General features: G+C 70.4%; 18 protein-coding genes. 7 read left to right on the top strand and 11 right to left on the bottom strand.

The genetic code is table 11. From position 1 onward, the window contains the following. Positions 1 to 31: 31 nt before the first annotated feature. On the bottom strand, positions 32 to 1042 hold the full coding sequence (locus tag GXY85_01655; GenBank protein ID NLW49535.1) for a prolyl oligopeptidase family serine peptidase: 1011 nt from the start codon (positions 1040 to 1042) through the stop codon (positions 32 to 34). Between the two features lie 213 nt (positions 1043 to 1255). On the opposite strand from GXY85_01655, the gene GXY85_01650 reads away from it, so the two are divergent. From GXY85_01650 to GXY85_01620, 7 genes are all read left to right on the top strand, one after another. After that, entirely contained in the window at positions 1256 to 1597 is a 342-nt protein-coding gene (locus tag GXY85_01650) for a hypothetical protein (GenBank protein NLW49534.1), read from the top strand. A gap of 51 nt (positions 1598 to 1648) precedes the next feature. After that, positions 1649 to 2968 carry a phenylacetate--CoA ligase gene (locus tag GXY85_01645; GenBank protein ID NLW49533.1) on the top strand — a complete coding sequence of 440 codons (1320 nt, stop codon included), beginning with the start codon at positions 1649 to 1651 and terminating at the stop codon, positions 2966 to 2968. Further along, the gene (locus tag GXY85_01640) at positions 2965 to 4143 is read left to right on the top strand and encodes a DUF2062 domain-containing protein (protein NLW49532.1); all 1179 of its coding nucleotides are present in this window, start codon (positions 2965 to 2967) and stop codon (positions 4141 to 4143) included. The genes GXY85_01645 and GXY85_01640 overlap by 4 nt, the downstream gene beginning before the upstream one ends. Next, a complete protein-coding gene (locus tag GXY85_01635; GenBank protein NLW49531.1) occupies positions 4140 to 8024 on the top strand; it encodes a methyltransferase domain-containing protein in 3885 nt (1294 codons plus the stop codon). The genes GXY85_01640 and GXY85_01635 overlap by 4 nt, the downstream gene beginning before the upstream one ends. A gap of 147 nt (positions 8025 to 8171) precedes the next feature. Further along, positions 8172 to 9857, top strand: a complete 1686-nt coding sequence (locus GXY85_01630) for a tetratricopeptide repeat protein (GenBank protein ID NLW49530.1) — start codon at positions 8172 to 8174, stop codon at positions 9855 to 9857. Between the two features lie 107 nt (positions 9858 to 9964). After that, positions 9965 to 10699: a 3-oxoacyl-ACP reductase FabG gene (gene fabG / locus GXY85_01625; protein NLW49529.1), complete on the top strand. Its 735-nt coding sequence runs from the start codon at positions 9965 to 9967 to the stop codon at positions 10697 to 10699. Between the two features lie 60 nt (positions 10700 to 10759). After that, positions 10760 to 11488, top strand: coding sequence for a hypothetical protein (locus tag GXY85_01620; protein NLW49528.1), 729 nt, complete (start codon positions 10760 to 10762; stop codon positions 11486 to 11488). On the opposite strand, the gene GXY85_01615 is transcribed toward GXY85_01620, so the two are convergent. From GXY85_01615 to GXY85_01570, 10 genes are all read right to left on the bottom strand, one after another. Continuing rightward, a complete protein-coding gene (locus GXY85_01615; GenBank protein NLW49527.1) occupies positions 11464 to 12270 on the bottom strand; it encodes an outer membrane lipoprotein carrier protein LolA in 807 nt (268 codons plus the stop codon). The genes GXY85_01620 and GXY85_01615 overlap by 25 nt on opposite strands. A 37-nt stretch (positions 12271 to 12307) precedes the next feature. After that, entirely contained in the window at positions 12308 to 13090 is a 783-nt protein-coding gene (locus tag GXY85_01610; protein NLW49526.1) for a polysaccharide deacetylase family protein, read from the bottom strand. Further along, entirely contained in the window at positions 13087 to 14232 is a 1146-nt protein-coding gene (locus GXY85_01605; protein ID NLW49525.1) for a hypothetical protein, read from the bottom strand. Before GXY85_01605 ends, GXY85_01610 begins: the two co-directional genes overlap by 4 nt. After that, positions 14233 to 15435, bottom strand: a complete 1203-nt coding sequence (locus GXY85_01600) for a beta-ketoacyl-[acyl-carrier-protein] synthase family protein (protein ID NLW49524.1) — start codon at positions 15433 to 15435, stop codon at positions 14233 to 14235. It abuts the gene before it with no gap. Next, on the bottom strand, positions 15417 to 15689 hold the full coding sequence (locus GXY85_01595) for an acyl carrier protein (GenBank protein ID NLW49523.1): 273 nt from the start codon (positions 15687 to 15689) through the stop codon (positions 15417 to 15419). The genes GXY85_01600 and GXY85_01595 overlap by 19 nt, the downstream gene beginning before the upstream one ends. A gap of 5 nt (positions 15690 to 15694) precedes the next feature. After that, entirely contained in the window at positions 15695 to 16492 is a 798-nt protein-coding gene (locus GXY85_01590) for a hypothetical protein (protein ID NLW49522.1), read from the bottom strand. Then, a complete protein-coding gene (locus GXY85_01585) occupies positions 16489 to 17670 on the bottom strand; it encodes a beta-ketoacyl-[acyl-carrier-protein] synthase family protein (GenBank protein ID NLW49521.1) in 1182 nt (393 codons plus the stop codon). The genes GXY85_01590 and GXY85_01585 overlap by 4 nt, the downstream gene beginning before the upstream one ends. Next, on the bottom strand, positions 17663 to 18118 hold the full coding sequence (locus GXY85_01580) for an acyl-CoA thioesterase (GenBank protein ID NLW49520.1): 456 nt from the start codon (positions 18116 to 18118) through the stop codon (positions 17663 to 17665). Before GXY85_01580 ends, GXY85_01585 begins: the two co-directional genes overlap by 8 nt. Before the next feature lie 45 nt (positions 18119 to 18163). Further along, on the bottom strand, positions 18164 to 19588 hold the full coding sequence (locus GXY85_01575; protein ID NLW49519.1) for a radical SAM protein: 1425 nt from the start codon (positions 19586 to 19588) through the stop codon (positions 18164 to 18166). Positions 19589 to 19657: 69 nt separating this feature from the next. Beyond that, entirely contained in the window at positions 19658 to 21097 is a 1440-nt protein-coding gene (locus GXY85_01570) for a long-chain fatty acid--CoA ligase (GenBank protein NLW49518.1), read from the bottom strand. Positions 21098 to 21105: the final 8 nt, after the last annotated feature.

The following is a 21105-nucleotide window of genomic DNA, read 5'->3' as shown; positions in this document are numbered from 1 at the left end:
CACGCCTGCCGACGCCGGGGGGGCATCCGGTTCACGCCCCCGTCGAAGCGCCTGAGGCCGCCTGTTCGTCTGTCGGCCGTTCTTCGCCCTTCCTCTGCTGCGCCAGCCATTCGACGGCGGCGCGGATGCTGACGGCCCCGTGGCCGCCCCGGCCGATGACGACCCGGGCCTTGCCGGACGTGCGGCTGAAGACGACGCCGCGCGTCCCGTCGCCTTCGCCTCCGCGGAGCCCGGGCGGCACCTCCTTCGTCTCCACGAATGCGGCGATCGCGTCGTCGGGGATGCGGTCTTCCTCGGCCGCCACGGCGTTGAACGCCCACAGGGAATGGGCGAAGGAGACGATGTTGTCCGTGAGCCCGCCGTGGATGTCGAGCGGCACGTCCACCGCGTTCGCGAGGTAGGTCACCGGCGAGCGCTTCACAGCCTGCGCCTCGGCCTCGGGCTCGTTGGTCGGGTCGCCCCCGCAGGAGCGAGCGACGTCGACCGCGTAGCGGGAGCCCTTGGCGTGATGCTCGACGTACCAGGCCTTCAGGTCCGAGATCGGCACCCAGGCGGAGACGCCGGCCCAGATGTCCGGCCGCCGGCCGGCCATGAGCAGCGCCGTGTAGCCGCCGCCGGAGACTCCCATCAGGTAGATGCGGCTCTCGTCGACGTTGGCGTGTTCCCGGCAGTAGTCCACGGCGCTCACGATGTCGCCGACCACGAGATCGGACCCCGTGGCCTCGGGACGGCGGTTGGCGCCGCGGAAGTCCGGGTGGATGAAGACCCAGCCCCTCTCGGCCGCCAGGCGGTCGCCGCGGTAGGCGGTGACGCCGGTGTTGTAGGTGCTGCCCCAGGTGTGGAGCGACACGAGCAGCGGGCGGGGCTCGTCCGTCTCCGGGCGGTAGAACAGCGCCGGCTGCATGGTGTCGTCTGCGGCGCTCAGGTACTGGATCTCCCGGGCGATGGGTGCCTCCTGTCCGGCCTCCTGGCCCTGTATCAGAGCGGCGCCCGCCGCCGCAAGCAACGCAACCGTCGCCGCCGCCCGGAACACGCCCATCATCGCCGACCTCCTGTGCCGTCTCTCGGACGTCCGCCGCCCGACGGCGGACCACGGGAGCATTCTACTCCGCCCCCGGCGGGGCCACGAGGAAAACCGCATTGACGGGCGGCACGCGTCTGGTATACAAGATAGCCGGCCCGAGCGGCGATGCGGCGTGGGGTATGGGGGGGTGCCGCTTGGAAGCACACACTCAGAGAACGGAAGGAGCATCCGATGGGAAGGCGAACGGCGTTCCTCGCACTGATGGCAGCGTGCGCGTGGATGTGCATCTGCGCCGCCCCATGCACGGGGCAGGCTCCGGACCAGGCCCGGGGCGCGGCGGGCGAACCGAGGCCGGATGTGCCGGGGATGCCGGACATGATGTTCGCGGCCCCGCCGGACCCCTTCGCCGACGTCATGTTTCAGGACGTCGCTGTGCACCTCGACGGCGGCACGGTTCTCAAGGGGCTCCTGGTCCGCAACGTCTTCGGCTTCCTGGTGCTTGAACAGCAGCAGCCGCACAAGACGCTGGTCGTCAACGCGCAGAAGGTGGTCTACGTGGAGACGGCCGGGTAGCCGGCGAGGCGAGGCGAGGGTGGTCGGAACGACCTCACGTGCGAGCATGCCATGATCGAGCGGGAAGTGTGCGATGAGCGCGGCCTGCGTTCGGAGGACATCCGGCGTCTTCTGGACGAGGGCGTTGCGAACGCTGCGGCGCACGCCTACGCGCATTCCGCGTTCTACCGGGACCTGTTCGACTCCACCGGCCTCCGCCCCGAGCAGGTCGCCTCCGCGGAGGACCTCTCGCGACTCGTCCCGGTGACCACGAAGGACGACCTGTCGGCGAACGGGCGTCGGATGTGGGCCGCGCGGCCGGGACGGATCGTGGACATCGTGACGACCAGCGGAACGACGGGCGAGCCGACTCCGTACCCCATGACCGAATCCGACCTCCGGCGCCTCGGTTACAACGAATGCCTGTCCTTTATCTGCGCGGGGCTGACGTCGCAGGACGTCGTCGTGCTGGGCGTCACGATGGACAAGTGCTTCATGGCCGGCCTCGCGTACTTCGAGGGGTTGCGCCAGTTGGGTGCCGCCACGGTGCGGGTCGGGCCGGCGTCGCCCGCGATGCTTCTGAACACCATCAGGCAACTGGGTGCGACCGCGGTCGTCGCCGTCCCGTCGTTCCTCAAGAAGGTGGCTGACTACGCGACGGAGGTCGGCGTGGCACTGGCGGAGCTGCCCGTCCGGAAGCTGGTCTGCATCGGGGAGTCGCTGCGGGACGCTGCCCTTCGCCCGACGCCGCTCGGCAGGCGGTTGGCGGAGTTGTGGGGCGCGAAGCTGTATTCGACCTACGCTGCGACGGAGATGGCCACTTCGTTCTGCGAGTGCGACGCCGGCGCGGGGGGGCATCTGCATCCGGAGCTGGTGTACGCCGAGATACTCGACGAGGAGGGACGGCCCGTGCCGGACGGCCGGCTCGGGGAGGTGGTGGTGACGCCCCTGGGGGTCGAGGCGTTCCCGTTGCTGCGGTTCCGAACGGGCGACATGGCGTTCGTGATCCGCGAGCCCTGCGCCTGCGGACGCCTGACGCCGCGGATCGGGCCCATCCAGGGGCGCAAGGGCCAGATGCTCAAGCTGAAGGGCACGACGGTCTACCCCCCGGGCGTGCAGAGGGCGCTGAGTGGCGTGGAGCAGGTCGCCGACTACCTCATGGTGGCGACGACGACGCCGGCCATGGCCGATCAGCTCGAGGTGCTCTGCTGCGTCACAGGCGACGAGGCCGGGGCGCTCGAACGCATCCGGGAGGCGCTGAAGGGGGAACTCAAGGTGACGCCGCTGGTCCGGATTGTGTCCGCCGAAGAACTGCAGGGCCGTCAGTGCCTCCGCGAATCGCGCAAGAAGGCCGTATTCATCGACCAGAGGCGGTCCCGGGACGACCGATGACCGGAAACCAGGCCCATGTGAGCTGCAACGCGTGTGTGATCCTGTTGGCCCACGGCAGCGGCGCGGCGCTTGAAGAGAAGGTGCAGGGCCTGCTGGGACTGGCGAACGGCGTGATCGCCGTCACGGATTGCGGCGGCGAGGCGGACGCGCTGCGGGAAGTGCCGGGCGTCGAGGTGTTCACCCAGGCATGGAGCCGCCGGAAGGGCACGGCGATCGCGGCGGGGTTCGAACGTGCCGCCGAGTTGGGCTTCACGCACGCGATCACGATGGAGGCGGACAGCGGGTACGGTCGCGCCGAGCTGGGCGAACTGTTGGCCGCCATCGAGTCGGACCCGGAGGCCCTGGCCATCGGCGTGCGGGACCTGAGCGGCTGGGGCCGCCTGCGCCGGACGCACGCGCGCTTCTGGGCATGGGTGCACACCGGCCGGTGGGTGCGGGACCCACAGAGCAGCCTTCGGGCGTATCCTCTGGAGGCGGTTCGCAAGCTCTGGCTCAGAACGAGCGGGCACGAGTTCGAGAGGGAGGTCCTCATCCGGTTCCTCTGGTGCGGGGGACACGTGGTGAACGTGCCGGTCGGCGCCCCCTCCCGTTCCGGGCGCCCGGCCGATCGTCGGTCGCTCCTGGACACCTTGTGCCTTGTGCACCTGAACGGCTGCCTGCTGAGCCAGCGGCTCTTCATGCCCGCGAACCTGCGTTCGGCGTACTCGCAGACGTACTTCCGGCACGGGCCCCGGCTGAAGCTGACCTGGGACGCGATCCGTGAGGCGGTTCGGCGCGAGACAACGTCCGCCCGGCGGCTTGCGCTGTGCGTGGGTGTCGGCGTCTTCTTCGGCATCCTCCCCATATGGGGCCTGCAGGGCGCCGCCGCCGTCGTGGCGGCCCACAAGTTGCGGCTGAACAAACCGCTGGTTCTGGCGGGCACGTGCGTCTCCTTCCCCGGCGCGATTCCGTTCATCGTCTTCGCCAGCATCCTGATCGGTCGTTTCGCGTTGACCGGCCAGGTTGACTGTTCTCTGTCGCCGGCCGGCCTGGACCGGGCGACGATGGGAAGCCATGCCCTCGACTACCTCGTGGGGAGCGTCATCCTGGCGACGGTCGCGGGGCTGGCAGCGTCCGGATTTGTCTACGCCATCGCCAGGACGGTCATGCGGCCATGGCGGAGGGGCCCGCAATGAGCCGCCGAACCGGGCGCTTCGCCGCCATAGGGGCCGCCGTGATCGTCTTTGCGCTCAGCCTGTTGTTCACGGCGCGCCTGCGGTTCACCGAGGACATTGCGGTGGCGCTTCCCGACAACGACAGCGTGGTGCGGGACTACCTGACGGTCGTGACCGGCTTCGGCGCGATGGACGCCCTGTATGTCGACATCGCGGCCGCCGATGCCGCGGCCGCGGACATCGGCGGCGCGGACGCCGAGGCCCTGGCGGTCGCGGCGGCGGATGCGTTGCACGAGCATCTGCTGACGATCCCGCTGGTCGAGAGCGTGCGCTACCGCACGGACCGCAGGGACTTCCTGGACGCGATGGAGGTCCTGGCCTCCCACCGCTCACGCCTGATGTCGGGGGAGCAACTGGCCGCACTCGAGGAGCGACTGACGCCCGAGGCGATAGCCCGCAGCCTGGCCAGTGCCAGGCGGACCCTGACCGAACCGTCCGGCGTCGTCCTGCGCGATCAGATCCGCAGGGACCCCTTCTGGATGGACGCCATGGTTCTGTCGTCTCTCAAGGACTTCGGGCGCGAACTGGGCGGCGGCGAATCCACGGACGGCCGACTATGGAGCAGGGACGGCCGGCACATCCTGGTCAGCGTGCGTCCGGGTTTCCCCAACACGGACACGCAGAAGGGCGAGCGGCTGCTGGCCGACCTGGACCGCGCCCGGGAGGCCGCTCTCGCGGCGGTGCCCCCGATGTCCGTGCGGATCACCTGCATCGGCGGGCACCGTGCGGCGCTGATGAACGCGACGCAGGTCAAACGCGACGTGCGCAAGACGATGCTGGCGGCGTCCCTTGGCGTTCTGCTGCTCGGCGTTCTCTTCTTCCGGCACCGCCTGTTCGTCATCCTCGTGTTTCTGCCCGCCGCGTTCGGCACGGCGTTCTCGACGGGGCTCTGCGGGCTGGTGCATCCGGACATCTCGGCCATCTCGGTGGGGTTCGGCGCCGTCCTGATCGGCATCACCGTGGACTACGGTGTGCACATCCTCTACCCGCTCGACTCGCCGGAGACGGCGCGACTGGACCCGAGGACGTGGGCACGGTCCATGCTGCTGCCCCTTGCGGCGGCCGCCACCACGACGATGGGCGGACTGCTCTCCCTGCAGGCTTCGTCCGCGCCCGGCCAGCGGGCACTGGGCGTGCTGGCGTCGGTGGGCATCCTCGGGGCCGTCCTGTTTGCCGTGCTCGTGCTGCCGCACTGCGTGCCGCGCACGCGCAAGGAGCCCGGTGCTGCGCTGCTTCCCCTCGCCGCGCTCTGGCCGGCCTTCCTGCGCTGGCGGGATCGGGGGCCCGGGCGTGTGGGTGTGGTCCTTGCCGGCGCGCTGATCCTGATCCTGGTGGGGCTTCCGCGCGTGCGGTTCGAGGACGACCTGGCGGCCCTTGACTACCAGACTGCCGGGTACCGCGATGAGATGGAGGCCTTTGAGCAGACGTGGGGCCGCTCCGACCTGACCGCCGTGCTGACGCGGGGCGCGTCTCTGGACGAGGCGCTGGAGCAGAACGAGCGCGTGTTCGCCGGTCTGAACGAGCTTCGCCGGCAGGGCCTGGTCGAATCGGTCCTGTCCATATCGCCGTTTCTGCCGTCGCCCAGGATGCAGGAGGGGAACCGCGACCGCTGGGAAGCGTTCTGGTCGGAGGAACGGCGCGCAGCGGTGCGGGAAGAGATGCGCAAAGGGTCCGCCCTCGGGTTCTCGGCGGATGCGTTCGAGCCGTTCGTCCGGAGCCTCGATGAGGACCCGCCGCCGCTCACGCTGAGCGACCTGGAGGACACCGGGCTGAACGAGGTGCTCAGCCGCCTGATTGCGGAGGCGGACGGCGAGGTCCTTGTGCTCACCCCGGTGACCCTTGCGGAGAGAGCCGCGTCCGGCGAGGGGCTGGAGCGCGTCAGCGCCGCCCTGCCCGGCGCGAGCCTGCTGACCCGCCGGCGCTTCTCGGAGCGGTTCGGCCAGATCGTCAGAAGCGACACGAGGAAGCTGGCACTTGTGGCCATGGGCGTGCTGCTCGCGTGTCTCTATGCTCTGTTGGGGGCGTGGGAACTGGCGCTGGCCGCCATCGTGCCGGTGGTGCTGAGTGTTCTGTCCACGCTGGCGACTCTGGGGCTGCTCGGCGTCCCGGTCAACGCGGTCTCCAGCGTGTTCGTCGTGTTCGTCCTCGGCATCGGGCTGGACTACAGCGTCATCCTGGTGAGCAGCGCCATCGCCTCGTTGCGCGGGCAGGACATGCCGCCCGCGACCACGCTCGGTTCGGTGCTGATGTGCGCCTTGACGACCATCGCCGGGTTCATCTCGATGGCCTTCGCCGAGCATCCCGCGCTCCTGTCGGTCGGCCTGACCGGCGCGGCCGGGATATCGTGGAGCCTCCTCTACGGCGTGCTGGTGGCGCCCTTGCTGGTCGGCAAGCTGCTGCCGGCAGGAGGCGATCCCCGCGCGCCGTCGCTGAAGACGTTCGGCGGCGCGCTGTGGGTCTACGGCGTCCTGTTCGTCATGGGCGTGGTGTATCTGGCCGTGCTGCGGCCCTGTCTGCGTCTGCGGTACTGGCATGACGCGGAGGCCCGCCGGCGGTTCGCCCGCCGGTACCTCCACCTGATGGCCGCGACCGTTGTGCGGTTCCTGCCGTACCTCGGCAGCAGGCGAGTGTACGTCGACGCGGATGCCGAGGCGCTCCGCAAGCCCGGGGTCCTGGTCAGCAACCACAACTCGGGCTCGGACATCATGATGCTGCTGGCGTTGCCCACCGAGATGGTCATGGTGGTCAAGCCGTGGGTCTGGAACGCCCCGCTGATGGGGCGTCTCGTCCGCAGCGCGGGCTATGTCTGCCCCGCGCCCGGCGAGCCGGAGAGCTTCCTCCGAGACGCCGCGAACGCGCTGTCCCGGGGCGTCTGCGTGGTCGTCTTTCCCGAGGGAACGCGTTCGTCGGACGGCCGCATGCAGCGGTTCCACAAGGGGGCGTTCGAGCTGGCGTGTCGCACGGGCAGCGACGTCATCCCCGTGCTGCTCACCGACACGCGATCCTGCCTGGCGCGCAATGCCGCCTGGATCGGCGACCACCACTGCATCGTCCGGGTCCTGCCGCGAGTCACGCCCCAGACGTTCGACTACGCCGGGGGCGCCCGGGCCCTCGGGCGGGAGGTCAAAGGAAGGCTCCTCGCTCAGCAGGACGAGGACCGGCGGCTCTCCCAGGCCGGTCCGGCGTTCCGGCGGAACGTGCGCGCCCTCTACCGCTATCGCGGAGCGTGCGCGGAGAGGCACGTCGCGTGGAGGCTTCGGTTCGATCCCCTGTGCCGGTGCATCGACGACATGGTCCCCGGGGACGCCGCCGTTCTCGACATCGGCTGCGGATACGGCCTGCTGTCGAACATACTGGCGCGCAGGTCGCCGCGCCGCCGGATCGCTGCCATTGACGCCGACGAACGCAAGATCGCGGTGGCGGCGAGCACGGTGTCCCCGTCGCAGAGCGTGCGGTTCTGCCACGCCGATCCCCTGGAATGCCCGCTTCCCGAGTCCGACGTCGTCCTCCTGGTGGACGCGCTTCGCGGCCGCCCGCCGGAGGACCGGCGCCGCGTGATCGCCAGGGCTGCGGCCGCCTTGCGGGACAACGGCCGGGTCGTGTTCCGCGACCTGGACGGGCCGCGTTTCCTGAGGCACCCCCTGGCGGCGTTGACGCGATGGCTGTGCGCACTCGCGGGCGGCCGGAACGGGCACACGCGTGACCGTCGTTGCGCACGCAATTCCTGCGTGCAGGCGTTCGCGGACGCAGGGCTGATGCCCTGGGAGGAGCAGCCGGCCGTCGGCAACGGCTCGGATGGGACCACGGTCTTCGTGAAGAGGACTCCACGCCATGCGACGTAGTCGCGGCGGGGTCGCTCTCGAAGGACGCGCCGCACGAGACGCTCTGCCGGATGTCGCACGGCGTTGACGGGGGTCGGCCCTTCTCCGATAATGGCGGCCTGTCTCACAGGGGCAGGCGCCCAGCTCCCTGAAGGGGCCGCACGAGTGATGGCAGGTGCAGACGGGAGCAGACCGCGCTCCAGGTGGAAGCGCAGGCTTCGCCGAGCGGGCATCGTCCTGGCCACGCTCGTTCTGCTGGTCTGCCTCGCGTCGAGGGCTGTGGACTGGGTCTGCTTCGCCCGCCCACCCGCGCTGGAAGGCTCGCCCCCCATCCTCCGGCAGCAGGTCCACGAGGCCGACGGCGTGCTCCGGATCGGTCCGGCCCGGCTGGCGAAGCGCGACGGCATCATGCACATGTACCTGGCCGGCGATCCGTTCACGCTCGGGTACTGCCACGCGTCGCTGACACGGGACATCCTGAAGGAGCAGGAAGCGGAGTTGCTGGAGACGATCAAGGAGCACGTCCCCTCGCGCATCGGCCTGTGGCTGCTGAGGAAGTACGTCCTGATCCGCAACCGGGACCTGCCCGATCACGTGGCCCCGCGCTTCCAGATGGAGATGCTGGGCCTCACGATGGGGTCGGAGGACCCGTTCCCCGAGATCGGCCACCTCTACCACCGCGTGCTCAACTACCATGCCGCGCATGACATCGCGCACGCCGTCATGGGCCTGCCGATGGTCGGATGCACTTCCTTTGCCGCATGGGGCGAGGCAACGCGGGACGGCCATCTCCTGATCGGCCGGAACTTCGACTTCGACGCCGGGCCGGGATTCGACGAGAGGAAGAGCGTGGCGCGCGTTGTCCCCGACGAGGGCTTCGGCTACGTGTCGGTCGCCTGGCCGGGTCTGATCGGCGTCGTCACGGGGCTGAATGACGCGCACCTGTTCATCAGCATCAACGCCGCCCGCTCCACGGACACGCGTCGGATCGGAACGCCCGTCAGCCTCGTCATGCGCGAGGTCATGCAGCACGCGTCGACAATCCAGGAGGGCGTCCGGATCATCGAGGGCAGCACGGTCTTCGTCTCCGACTGCTACCTGCTGGCAGACGGCAAGACGGGCAGAGCCGTCATCGTGGAGAAGACGCCGTCCCGGTGCTCGGTCCTGCAGCCCGAAGGGTGCTTCCTCGTGTCGTCGAACCACTTCGTGACGGACCGACTCAAGGACGACTCGGCCAACACGGACTACATGGCCGAAGGGACCACCCTGACCCGCTACGACCGCATCACGGAGCTTCTGTCGAGCCGGCGGGAACCGCTCACGCCGGCGGACGTGGCGGGCCTCCTGCGCGACCGAGCGGTGAAGGGGATGCCGGCCCCGTCGCTGGGACATCCGGCGGCGGTCAACTCGCTGGCGACGACGCACTCGGTCGTTGTGGACGCCACGGCCGGCGTGATCTGGGTGTCGGCCGGCCCCCATCAGCTCGGCGCCTATGTCCCGTTCGGTCTGGATTCCTTCGGGCAGCCGGCCGACGCCGAGGCCATCGGCGCCGACCCCATGCTGACCGATGGCTCTCTGGAACGTGCCCGCGAGGCGAAGACGCTCCTCATGCAGGCCGCGGACCTCGTGGATGACGGCGACAGCGAAGAGGCCCGGCGGCGCCTCCGCAGGGCCGTCGATCTGAACCCGGTGTGGTATGCCCCCCACCTGGGACTCGGGCAGATCGCGCTCGACTGCGGTGAATGGGACGAGGCGCGCGAGCACCTCCGCACGGCGCAGGAGCTGTGTCCTGCGTTCGGGACGGAGAGGGAGAGGCTCCGGGCCCTGCTCGCCCGGGCCGCCGGGAGGCGTTGACCGCGGCGACGCTTTGCGCTAACGTTACCGCGATGCATGGAAAGGACGAGGTCTCACGGCAGCCGACCTGAGCCTGCTCATACAGCGAGGGACACGGGACAAGAGCGATGGGTGACGCGCAGCGACAGGTCGCACTGGTGACGGGAGCCGGCCGCGGGATCGGGCGTGCCATTGCCGTGGCCCTCGCCCGAACCGGCAGGCACGTGCTCATCAACTACCGCACCCGCCGGGACTCGGCCGAGGAGGCCCTGCAGCAGGTCGAGGCCGCCGGCGGCACCGGCGAGCTGCTGCCGTTCGACGTCGCGGACAGCGAGGCGGCCAACCGGGCCGTGCAGGGCGTCATCGAATGCCATGCCCGCATCGACATACTGGTGAACAACGCCGGCATCCGCAGCGACATGCTGATGGTGTGGATGAAGCACGACGAATGGCAGCGCCTGCTGGACGTGAACCTGACCGGGTTCTTCAACGTGACGCAGCCCGTGGTCAAGGAGATGGTCCTCAGGCGGTCCGGCCGGATCGTCAGCATCTCCAGCACCTCGGGGCAGTCCGGCCTGCCGGGGCAGGTCGCCTACGCGGCGTCGAAGGCCGGCCTCATCGGCGCCACGCAGGCGCTGGCCAAGGAGGTGGCCAGACGGCACGTGACCGTGAACGCCGTCGCGCCCGGCTACATCGACACCGAGATGCTGGAGGGCCTGGACAAGGAGGCCGTGGCCGACAAGGTGCCGGTGGGCCGCCTCGGAACGGCTGAGGAGGTGGCGTCGCTGGTCGTCTTCCTGTGCTCGGACGAGGCGGCGTACATCACCGGCCAGGTGATCGGCGTGAACGGGGGCATCTACTGAACCGTGTCGGGCGTCATGGCGCCGCCCGCCGGCGTGTGCCTTCTGCGATGGGAGAAGCGCGTGTTCCAGGTGCGGGCGTTGAGCGGTTGCCTGCTGACGCTGCTGGCCGCGCTCGCGGCGCAGGGCTGCCGGACGGCTCCCCTGCCGGGACAGCCGCTGGATGACGGGGCGCTTGCGGCCGAGCTGCGCGGCGCCCTGGATGCCGCCTACCCGCGCCGGTTCTCCACACAACACCGGGTGCTGCTCACGGTCCGCGGGCGGGGGCTCACACTCAGCGGCCTCGTGGCGTGCGAGACGCCGGGCTACGTCCGGTTGCTCGCGCTCACCGACGTGGGGACGACGGTCTTCGCCGCCGAACAGTCCCCGGGGGACACGCTCAAGCTGCTGAGGGCCGCGCCGGGCTTCCCGGCGGACCGCTTCGCCGAGAACGCCGTCCGGACCATGGAGCGCCTCTTCTTCGCCAGGCCGTCACCCGACGCCCGCCTCTCCCGCTTCGGCCCCGACGAGGTGGGGTTCGCCGAATCGACCCCGGACGGCGGGCAACGCGTCTTCACGTTTGACGCCGTGAGCCGCCGCCTGATCCGCTACGTCGAAGCCGCGCGCAACGGCAGATGGCGCCACAGGATTGAGTTCTCGGACCACGAGGTCCTCACCGCATGGCCGCAGCCGATCCCACGGACGATCAGGATCGCCGACCGCCGTGGCGGCTACGAGGCGACTGTCCGCGTCCTCACGCTCGCGCAAGCCGGGGCCGTCACACCGGTTCAGGAGTCGGGCGCCGCGCCCTGATCGGCTCGCGGCGCCGGCGGGGGCTGCGGGTCCGGCGCGGTCGGGGGAGACGGCATGACGTCTTCGAGCCGGACCGGCTCGTCAAGCGCCGGGTCGAACACCGCCTTGGGGATGCTGAGGTTGCGCGCCGGCCGCGCGAAGCGCATGCACGTGTAATCGCCTCCGCTCTCGCGGATCGTCACGCATTGGAAGTAGCTCTCCTCTTCGTCCAGCGTGAGTTCCACGGCGCCGATGTACTCGCGCACCTCCCGGTCGCGCGGCGTCAGCACGATCGTGGTGTGTTCGGCCCGGACGGCGCCGATGTCGTAGGCGCCCTTCTGCTCCTGGAGCGATCCCCCGTGCCACAGGATCATCTGGTCCGTCACCGCCTTCATGGCCGATGCGGCGGCGGGGTCCAGTTTCTCCCAGCGGCCCTCCACGCACTCGTACTTCGCGACGGCCCTCCCCCTGGCGACGAGCACCGAGCGGAACGGTTCGATCATCTCGAACCGCACGGCGTTCGGGCGTTCGAACAGCAGCGTCCCGCGCGCCGTCAGGACGTCCGTGAAGATGCTCATGTGCTTCTCCTGGATGAAGTCCGCCCTCAGAGACGACGTGCTCTGAAGCCTGGTCTCCAGTCTCTTGAGCAGCTCCGCCACCTCCTCGCCGCTGAGCGAACGCGGCGCCGCCCCGACCATCCCTTCCGCATCTGCCGCATGCCCGAGCGGCGCAGACACGGCGAACACGGCCGCGAACAGAAGGCCGAGGACTGCGGGCAGCCGTCTCCGATGATCTGCGTGCATGTGCTTTCTCCCGTTGAAACGCCGTGTCGCCGCCGCGTCATCCGTCCACGTAGGGCGGGCCGGCGCCCATGTCCTCCAGGGCGACGAATGCATAGCCCCGGTCCCTGAGCTGCGCGATGATCCGGGACACGGCCTCGACCAGCGCCTCGGCGTCCGCGCCGCCGTCGTGCATCAGCAAGACGCTGCCGGGGCGCGCCTTCCTGCACACCCGCGCCACCACGGCGTCGGGCGCGGCGCCCCGGTCCAGCGACCGCACGTCCCAACCGATGAAGGTCGTCCCGGATCGGCAGAGCGCCCCGGGGAAGCGGGGGTTCGTCAGCCCCACCGGACTGCGCAGATAGCGGGGCCGGCGGCCGACGACCAGCCCCAGGGCGTCCTGGGCACGCCCGATCTCGCGCAGCAGGCCATGCGCGGACAGGAAGTTCGTCCACGGGCTGTGCCGGAACGTGTGGTTGCCGACCACGTGCCCCTCCCTCACCGCGCGCCGGACCACGTCGGGGTGCTCCTGCGCCTTCTGCCCGATGCAGAAGAAGGCGGCGGGCACGCGCTGCTCCCTCAGCAGGTCCAGCAGCGCGGGGGTCGCGGCCGGATCCGGACCGTCGTCGAACGTGAACGCCACCTGCCGGCGCGCCGCATCCCCGCGGCAGAAGGCCCGGCAGAAGAACCCGGCCCGGGGGAAGGCCACGCCGACGCCGAGTGCGACGAGGTACGCCACCGTCAGGGCGCCGCCGACCCACCAGCGCGCGGCCCCGTCCAGAGCCAGGACGACGCCGGCCCAGCAGGCCAGGACGGCAAGCGTTGCGACTCCGAAGCGATTCATGCCTTCACCACGCAGAGGCTGCGGTAGCCCGTCTCATACAGGTTATAGCATGCCACGCAGGAGACGGCACGGGCCCGGACGGGCCGCCCCAGGAGCCGGATCGCGGGCGCCAGTGCCCCGTCCCGCACGGCCATGGCGCCGAGCACGACGCCCACCGCTGCGGCGGCACAGAACTCGCCGCAGGAGGACTTGAACACGCCGCACGACACGCGGCCGGACCGTGCAAGAGCACCGACCACGCGGCGGTGGGCGTCGTCGATCCGGCAATCGCCGTTCGCGCCCAGCAGGAGCAGATCGACATCCTCCATCGCGACCCCGGCTGATTCGAGGGCGTCGACCACGAACTCCGCCTCGGCGTCCGGGTCGCGCACGGCGATGCGCGGATCGGCCGGCGGCTCGATCCGGAGCCCGGCCAGGCGTGCCTCACGGCGGCCCTGCGGGGCATCGGACTCGCGGCAGAGCAGCAGGGCGCCGGCGCCTTCCCCCGGCACCGTCCCGCGCACACGCGCCGCCGACCCCGCCATGGGATCCAGCGAGGCGCCGTCGCCGCGGAACCAGCCCCGGCGCTGCCCGGCGGTGACGACGTAGGGGCTGGCCTCGTCAACGCCGACGACGACGGCCCGCCGGGCCTGCCCGGTCTCCATCATCCGCAGCGCCCGCCACAGTGCGAGTTCGAAGGAGACGGACCCGTGGATGAAGGTGTTGTTCGGGCCGCGCAGCCCGAGGTAGACGGCGATCTGAGCGGCCGGGACGTTGTGGAGGGAGTTGGTGAAGGCCGTCGGCTTGGGGTTGCCCTCGTTCTCCTCGACCATGCTCTCCAGGAAGGCCGCCGTCGCGCCCACAACGCCCATCCCCGTCCCCACGCACACGGCGGTCTCGTCGTCCGGGCCTTCCTGACCGCCACGGTCCCCGACAGCCTGCACGGCTGCGGCCAGGGCCAGGTGGTCCGCACGGCACAGCCGTCGCAGCGCTCTGGCGTACCGGGGCGGCAGGGCCGGCAGTTCGCGGCAGGAGTACACGGGCCCCGCGGCCAGCCGGGGCGACGGCACGGACGGCAGCATGCCCGGCGTCGGGCCCGGCAGCACGAGCCCCATGCCGCAGATGCTCACACCCGCGTGCCTGCCCGGCCCCGGCGACGTCATCTATGCCTCCCGTCCACAGATGACCAGCGAGCAGTTGTTGCCGCCGAAGCCGAACGAGTTCGTCACGATTGCCCGGATCGTGCCGTCGCACGTGTGTGCAACGGGGGCGAAGCCGACCTCGGCGTCCATTGTGCGGAAGCCCAGGTTGGCCGGGAACCGTTGTCTCTGCATGGCGAGGACGCAGACAACCGCCTCCATCGCGCCGGCGGCCCCCAGCGTGTGGCCGAAGAACCGCTTGGTCGAGGACACGGCGGGGGGGCGACTGCCGAAGACCGCCCGCAGCGCGCGTGCCTCGGCAAGGTCGTTCGTCACCGTGCCCGTGCCGTGGGCGTTCACGTAGTCGACGGCAGCCGGCGCAATCCCCGCCATCTCCAGCGCTCGCCGCATGGCGTTTGCGGCCGCCGAGCCGTCGGGCATCGGCGCCGTCAGGTGGTTCGCGTCGCAGGTGCTGCCGTAGCCGGCGACCAGGCCGTAGATGCGGGCACCGCGGGCAACGGCTGCCTCCTCCCGCTCCAGCACGAGCATTCCGGCCCCCTCGCCGAGGCTCAGCCCCGACCGTTCGGCATCGAAGGGCCGGGCGCCCTCGTGCGAGACGTTCAGGAGCGAGCAGAAGCCGTTCAGCGTCAGCCGCGTGAGCGAATCCGCCCCGCCGGCGAGCATGACGTCGGCCTCGCCGGACCGCAGGACGTCGCAGCCGATCGCGACGGCCGCGTTGCTGGATGCGCATGCGTCGGAGACGGTGGCTCGGAACCCCCGCAACTGCAGGCCGGCAGCGACGGCCTCTGTGGCGGCGCAACACTGGTGATCGCGCAGCAGAGCCGCGTCGAACGCCTCGTCCAGCAGCAGCTTCTGCAGGAAGGCCTCGGTGCTGAGCATTCCCCCCGTTGTGCCGCCGAGGACGACGCCCATTCGGCGGCGGTCCGCCGCCGGGCCCGGCTCCCGCAGTCCCGAGTCTTCGAGCGCGTCGCGGGCGGCGCAGACGGCGAAGTGATCGGTCCGCGACCCCCGCGACAGGCCGCTCCTTGCGGCCGGATCGCCGATCACCTGCCCCACGGGCACGTGGCCGCAGCGCGGCGAGTCGAAGAGCGTCAGGCGTCCCAGCCCAGACCGCTCCGCCTCGATGGCAGACCACAACTCCTCCGGCGTCCATCCCGCAGCCGAGACGATGCCGATGCCCGTGATGGCTACTCGGTCTGTTCGCACGACTCCCTGTTCTCCGTGACGAACTCCGCCAGGGCGTTCACGGAACGGAACGCCTGACGGGCGACGTCCATGTCCTCGACGCGTATGCCGTAGCGCTTCTCGAGCATGACGACGATCTCGAGCGCGTCGATGGAGTCGAGTTCCAGTCCCTCGCCGAACAGCGGCGCGTCGGGGTCGATGTCTTCCGGCGTCACGTCCCGCAGGTTCAACGCCTTGATGACCTGCTCCTTGAGATCCTCGACGATATCTGGCATCTGCTCTATCCCGCGTCCAGGTTGCATAGGAGGCACGGCGCCGCCGGGTGCGCAGCGGCTCGCAGGCACAGTGACTCACAAGGGGGTTCACCGGCCGGCCGCGCCGAGGAAGCTACGTAGCGGAACAGCGCCGGCAGAGCGTCGTGGGCCGCAACGCACCGCGCCGGCGTGCATCCCGCATCGCCGGGTATGAGGCGGGCCAGCGGTCCTTCGCGCTCGCACGCTGCGGGCGCCCGTTCCAGCACAAATGCGTAAGCGTAGCCCACCGACCGGCCGGCCACCGGCATCGAGACGGCATCGCACCCGAGGCAGACGCATCCCGCCACGGTCCCGTCGGCGACCATGAAGGTCCCCTCGCGCAGGGCGGCCATGCCGCTGTCCGGCCCGCACAGAACGCACAGGTTCGGCCCGGTGATCCGGTGCCGTATGGCGATCTCGCCCAGCGCCGTGCTGGGCAGCGTGTAGGTGAACAACCTCGGGCTGGGGCCGGAGGCGTTGTTCGCCGTCCGGATGAAGGCAATGTCCGCGTCCAGGGATCCGTACTGGGTGCCCAGGCAGAGGCCAAGGTCGGGCCGCCGGCCGCCGGCCGCCGGCGGGGGCAAGGTCAGCAGTTCGACCGCCGAGAGCGCGTACCTGCAGAGGGCATCCAGGCGCCGGAACGCGTCAAAGGGCGTCTCTGAGAACATGCTCCAGCGCAGGTCGTCGGCGCCGGGCGCCGCACCGTCCCAGGACTGCCACGTACGGCGGTTGCCGAAGCCGTCCTCGGCCACGCATGCGCAATCAGTGATTACAACGTCCTTCATCGACCGCCCCCGGGCCTGCTGAGGATCACTGCGGCATTCACACCGCCGAAGCCGGACTTGACCGAGAGGACGTTCTCCATCTCGCCGAGGGCAAGGGGACTCCTGGCGACGCGGAGCGGCCGGCCGACACCGGGCGTGCTCAGCCCCAGGGAAGCCGGGACGGTCCGTTCCCGCAGTGCGGTGAGGCAGATGGCCGCCTCGATGACGCCCGCCGCACCCAGCGTGTGGCCGAAGTAGCCCTTCATCGAACTGACGGGAACGGGGCACCCCGCCAGGGCATCGCACAGGGCCCTGGCCTCCATCGCGTCGTTGTAGACCGTGCCGGTGCCGTGGCCGTTGACGTAATGGACATCGTAGCACTCCATGCCGGCCCGAACAAGCGCACTGCCCACGGCGTTCCGCAGGCCGTCGCCCGTGCGCGAGGGCGCCGTGATGTGGTTGGCGTCGTTCGAGATACCCCACCCCGCAAGCTCGGCCAGGGCGTGCTCGCCCTCCGCCGGCTCGCGCGCAAGACACAGCGCGCCCGCCCCCTCTCCCAGCGACAGCCCGTCCCGGTCGGCATCGTAGGGGCGACACGGCTGCGGACTGAGAGCACGGAACGCGGAGAAGCCCGACAGGACGAAGTCCGTGAGCACGTCCACGCCCACGACGAGCACCGCGTCGGCCTCGCCGCGCTCCAAAATCCGCGCGGCCTCCACCATCGCGATGAGGCCCGAGGCACAGGCGTTCGACACCGCCAGCACCGGCCCCCCGATGCCCAGCGCGCGCGCAACGTCGCAGGCCAGGGAATACGGATTGTAGCGCGGATTGGCGGGGGCGTCGGAGCCCGTCGCCAGCCGCTCCAGGTCGCCCATCTCCGCCTTGGTCGTTGACAGGACGAGCCCGACCGCCCCAGCCCGCCGGTGCGCCGCCGAGGTGCAGGAGAGGGCACGCCGCGCCACATACAGGGCCATCGGGAACGCCAGGCCGCCGGATTCGCCGCCATCCGAGGCCCGCAATTCCTCTACCGTGTCGGGCGTCAGTTCGCCGGCGAAGTCCGTGGCGTACTTCCCGCGGGGGAACCGCCTCAACGGGCGGATGCCGCAGACACCATCCATCATTGCGGCCCAGACCTGCTCCGCTCCCAGGCCGAGTGCGTTGACGACGTCCGCCCCTATGATGGCACAGCGATCATCCATGGCTTCCCTGCATCGTGTCCCGCCACCGTTCGTAGAACGCGCACATGAACGGCGGCAGGGTCAGCAGCAACTCATCGCGTTCGTCGGTGAAGACCTGGACGGTCCGGCCCGTGGCCAGCAGCGCGGCCGTGCCGACGTTGAAGACCTCGTAGTGAAACTCGATCTTGGCCTCCTCGCGCTCGAAGAGTCGGGCTCTCAGCTCGAGTTCATCGTCGAAGCGCGCGGGAGCCAGGAAGTCGCACGAAAGGTGGACGACCGGAGCGCGCAGGCCGGCGTTGCGGATGTCGTCGTACCGGAGCCCGTACCGGCGGCCCAGGGCCACCCGCACGTCTTCGAAGTAGCTCAGGTAGTGCCCGTGCCACACGACCTGTAGCGAATCCACTTCCTGGAACCGCACGCGCACGTGGGTCCGGTGCTCGAGGTACCTTCCCTGGGGCGGTCGCCGCATCGTGCATCCCGTCGCAGCTACAGGGGGATACGGGTCCATCGCACGTCACCACAGCTCCTTGGGGAAGTCCCGGTAGGCCTTCCTTATGCTGCGCACGTAGCCGGTGGCGCTCCACCAGAGGCGCACCAGATCGCGGCGCGGTATGCGGCTCCGCTGGGTCTGGAAAGGCGTCTTCCGGGCGCCGTCCCACACCAGCGACGCGAACTGCTCGTAGAACTCCTTCAGCGGCAGAACGGTGGGCGTGAGCGGGTGCATGCAATCGTGCAGGTCGAACGGGTCGCACACGAACTCCGCGCTCTCGGCGGACCAGGCCGGGCTCAGCGGAGACGGCGTGTAGACCGTCAGGGTGATCTGCGCCGGCGGCATCTGGACGATCGTCTGTCGCAGCCTGTCGAACTCCGCGCGCCCGAAGTCGGGGCGCACCATGAAGCCGCCCTGCACGGCCACGCCCATCTCCCGCAGCGTCTCGTGGGCGCGCACGTTGTCCGCAACCGTCCCGTGCTTCGAGATGGCCTGCAGTTCCTCGTCGGTCACGGCCTCGAACCCGAGGAAGACGGCGTCCAGCCCGATCTGGTGCCACTGCCGGAACAGCTCCGGCGCACGGACGACGGAGGTCGAACGCGCCCAGGCGAAGTAGTGCTTCCGGATGCCCCTTTCGCGGATCGCCTGGGCCAATCGGCGGGCGTGATCGTGGTCCAGGAACGTTTCGTCGTCGCAGAAGTAGATGTGGCTCGCGGCAACCGAAGCAATCTCCTCCGCCACCAGTTCCGGCGAACGGGTCATGTGGCGGTGCCGGCAGAGCCGGGGCACGACGCAGAACGAACAGTCCATGTGGCAGCCGAAGGACGAGCGCACCAGCGCCACGGGCGGGAAGATCGTCTGACCGCGGGGGTGCCTCTCCGACGGCCAGACGCAGAAGTACGCCGCCGGGTCCCACAGGTCCCGCCGCGGAACGGGCAGGCCGTCCAGATCGGGGTAGACCGGCAGCCGGGCGGCCTCGCCCGCGTCGAAGTCCGCCCCGGGGAGCATCACGTTGACGATTCCGGACGGTGCCCGGCCGGCGGCGAGGGCCTCGATCACGGCTCGGAAGGGAGCGCATCCCTCGCCGCGGACGATCGCGTCGACGTCCGGCACGTTGTAGGTCTCGGGTGAGACGGTGGCGTGGTGGCCGCCGACGACGACCCTGGCCCCCGGCAGCGTCCGGCGCACCGCGCCGGCGAGGGCGACGACCTGCCGCGCCTCGTGCGTGTATCCGGAAAGGCCGACCACGTCCGGCCGGTAGGAGCGCAGTGTTCGAGTGAACGCCTGGCCCGGCCGACGCGCCATGCGGAGGTCGAGCGTCTTCACGTCATGCCCCGCCGGCACGGCCGCCGCGACGTAGCCGAGTTCAATCGGCTCCAGGAAGACCAGCCCGTGGACACTTCGGACGGTATCGAGCCGCGGCGCCGGCTTGACCAGCAGTATCTTCATGCAACCGTTCCCCTATGTGCCCGGCCGGGCTGACGGTGCAGAGCCCTGGAGGACATGTATCGGCCCTTGTCAGTAACGAAAGGGCTTGCCGCTGGCGGTCTCCGTGATCGCCGGGACGAAGGTGATCGAGCCGGGCACCTTGAAACTCGACAGGCGGCGGCGGCAGAAGGCGACGAGTTCCTCGGCGTCCACGGGTCGGCACGGATCCGCAAGGACCACGTCGGCATGGACGACCTCGTCGAGCCGTTGGTGCGGCTCGGCCCGTACGCGGCATGCCCGGACGGCGGGGTGCATGCCCAGCACATGCTCCACTTCTTCCGGGAAGACCTTGTTGCCGCCAACGTTGATCATGGACTTGCAGCGGCCCGCTATCGTAACAAAGCCCTCCTCATCCCGCCAGGCCATGTCGCCCGTCATGAACCACCCGTCGTGCAGGACGTCGACCCTCCTGGTCGGGGGGCTCAGGTAGCCCTCGAACAGGCCCGGCCCACGCAGCGCCAACTGCCCCACCTCCCCGGGGGGCAGGGGCGCTGCGTCCAGGCCGACGATGGCCACCTCCCAGTCCGGCAGCGGACGCCCCACGGAGCCCGGCCTCTCCTCGGGCCGCTCCAGGTTCACCAGCGGCAGCCCCACCTCGATCACCCCGTACGCCTGGGCAAGGGGGAACCCGAACCGCTCGCGGAACCCGTGGGCCACCTCCAGAGGCAGGCCCACCGCCGTCGACAGCGCCCTGCGCACCGTCCGGAACCGTGCGCCGGACGCCTCGGCGACCAGCAGGCGGTAATGGACGGGCGCCGCGTACAGGAACGTCCCCCCGTGGCGGTTGGCGTCCTCCAGGACGGTCTCGGCAAGGTGGTCGGCACACACGACGATGGCCGCCCCGACGCGCAGGTACAGCACGATCGAGACGAAGAAATGGAATGCCATCGGGAGGACCCAGACCACCGTGTCCTCGCACGACAGACCCAGCGCGCGGTTGGCGGCGGCCGTTCGCTCGATCACACTCCGGTGGGAGAGCACCACGCCCTTCGCCCGCCCCGTGGTGCCGGAGGTCAGGCGGACGAAGGCCGCGTCCGGCACGAACTCCACGCACGGCCTGTTGCGCGGCGCGTCCGTCCACGTGAACGGCATCGGCCCGACGCCCGGCACGTCTACCTGGGACGACCGGCCGTCCTCAGGCCGGAAGGCAAGCCCCTGGCCCAGAATCGCGTGCACCCGCACGTCGCGAAGGAATCCGTCAAGCTCCGTCTGCCGAAGCGTCGGCGACATCGGCAGCATCGTGGCGCCGCACCCCGTCGCGGCGAAGGCGCCGATGATGAAGGAGCGTCCGTTCGGTGCCATGATCCCCACGCCGTGCCCGGGCCCGACCCCCAGGCCCCGGAGCTGCCGGCGGACGTCCTCGACCTGCGCGAAGAGCGTGTGGTAGTCAATCCGCCCGTGCCGGTCGATCACGGCCGGCCGTCGTCCCCACGCCTCCGCCGAGTGCCGCAGCAGTTGATAGGTGCTCATCCGCCGAT

It is taken from the genome of Candidatus Brocadiaceae bacterium (genome assembly GCA_012728835.1).
Taxonomy (GTDB): Bacteria; Planctomycetota; Brocadiia; order SM23-32; family SM23-32; genus JAAYEJ01.
This window is presented reverse-complemented; position numbering and strand designations above follow the sequence as displayed.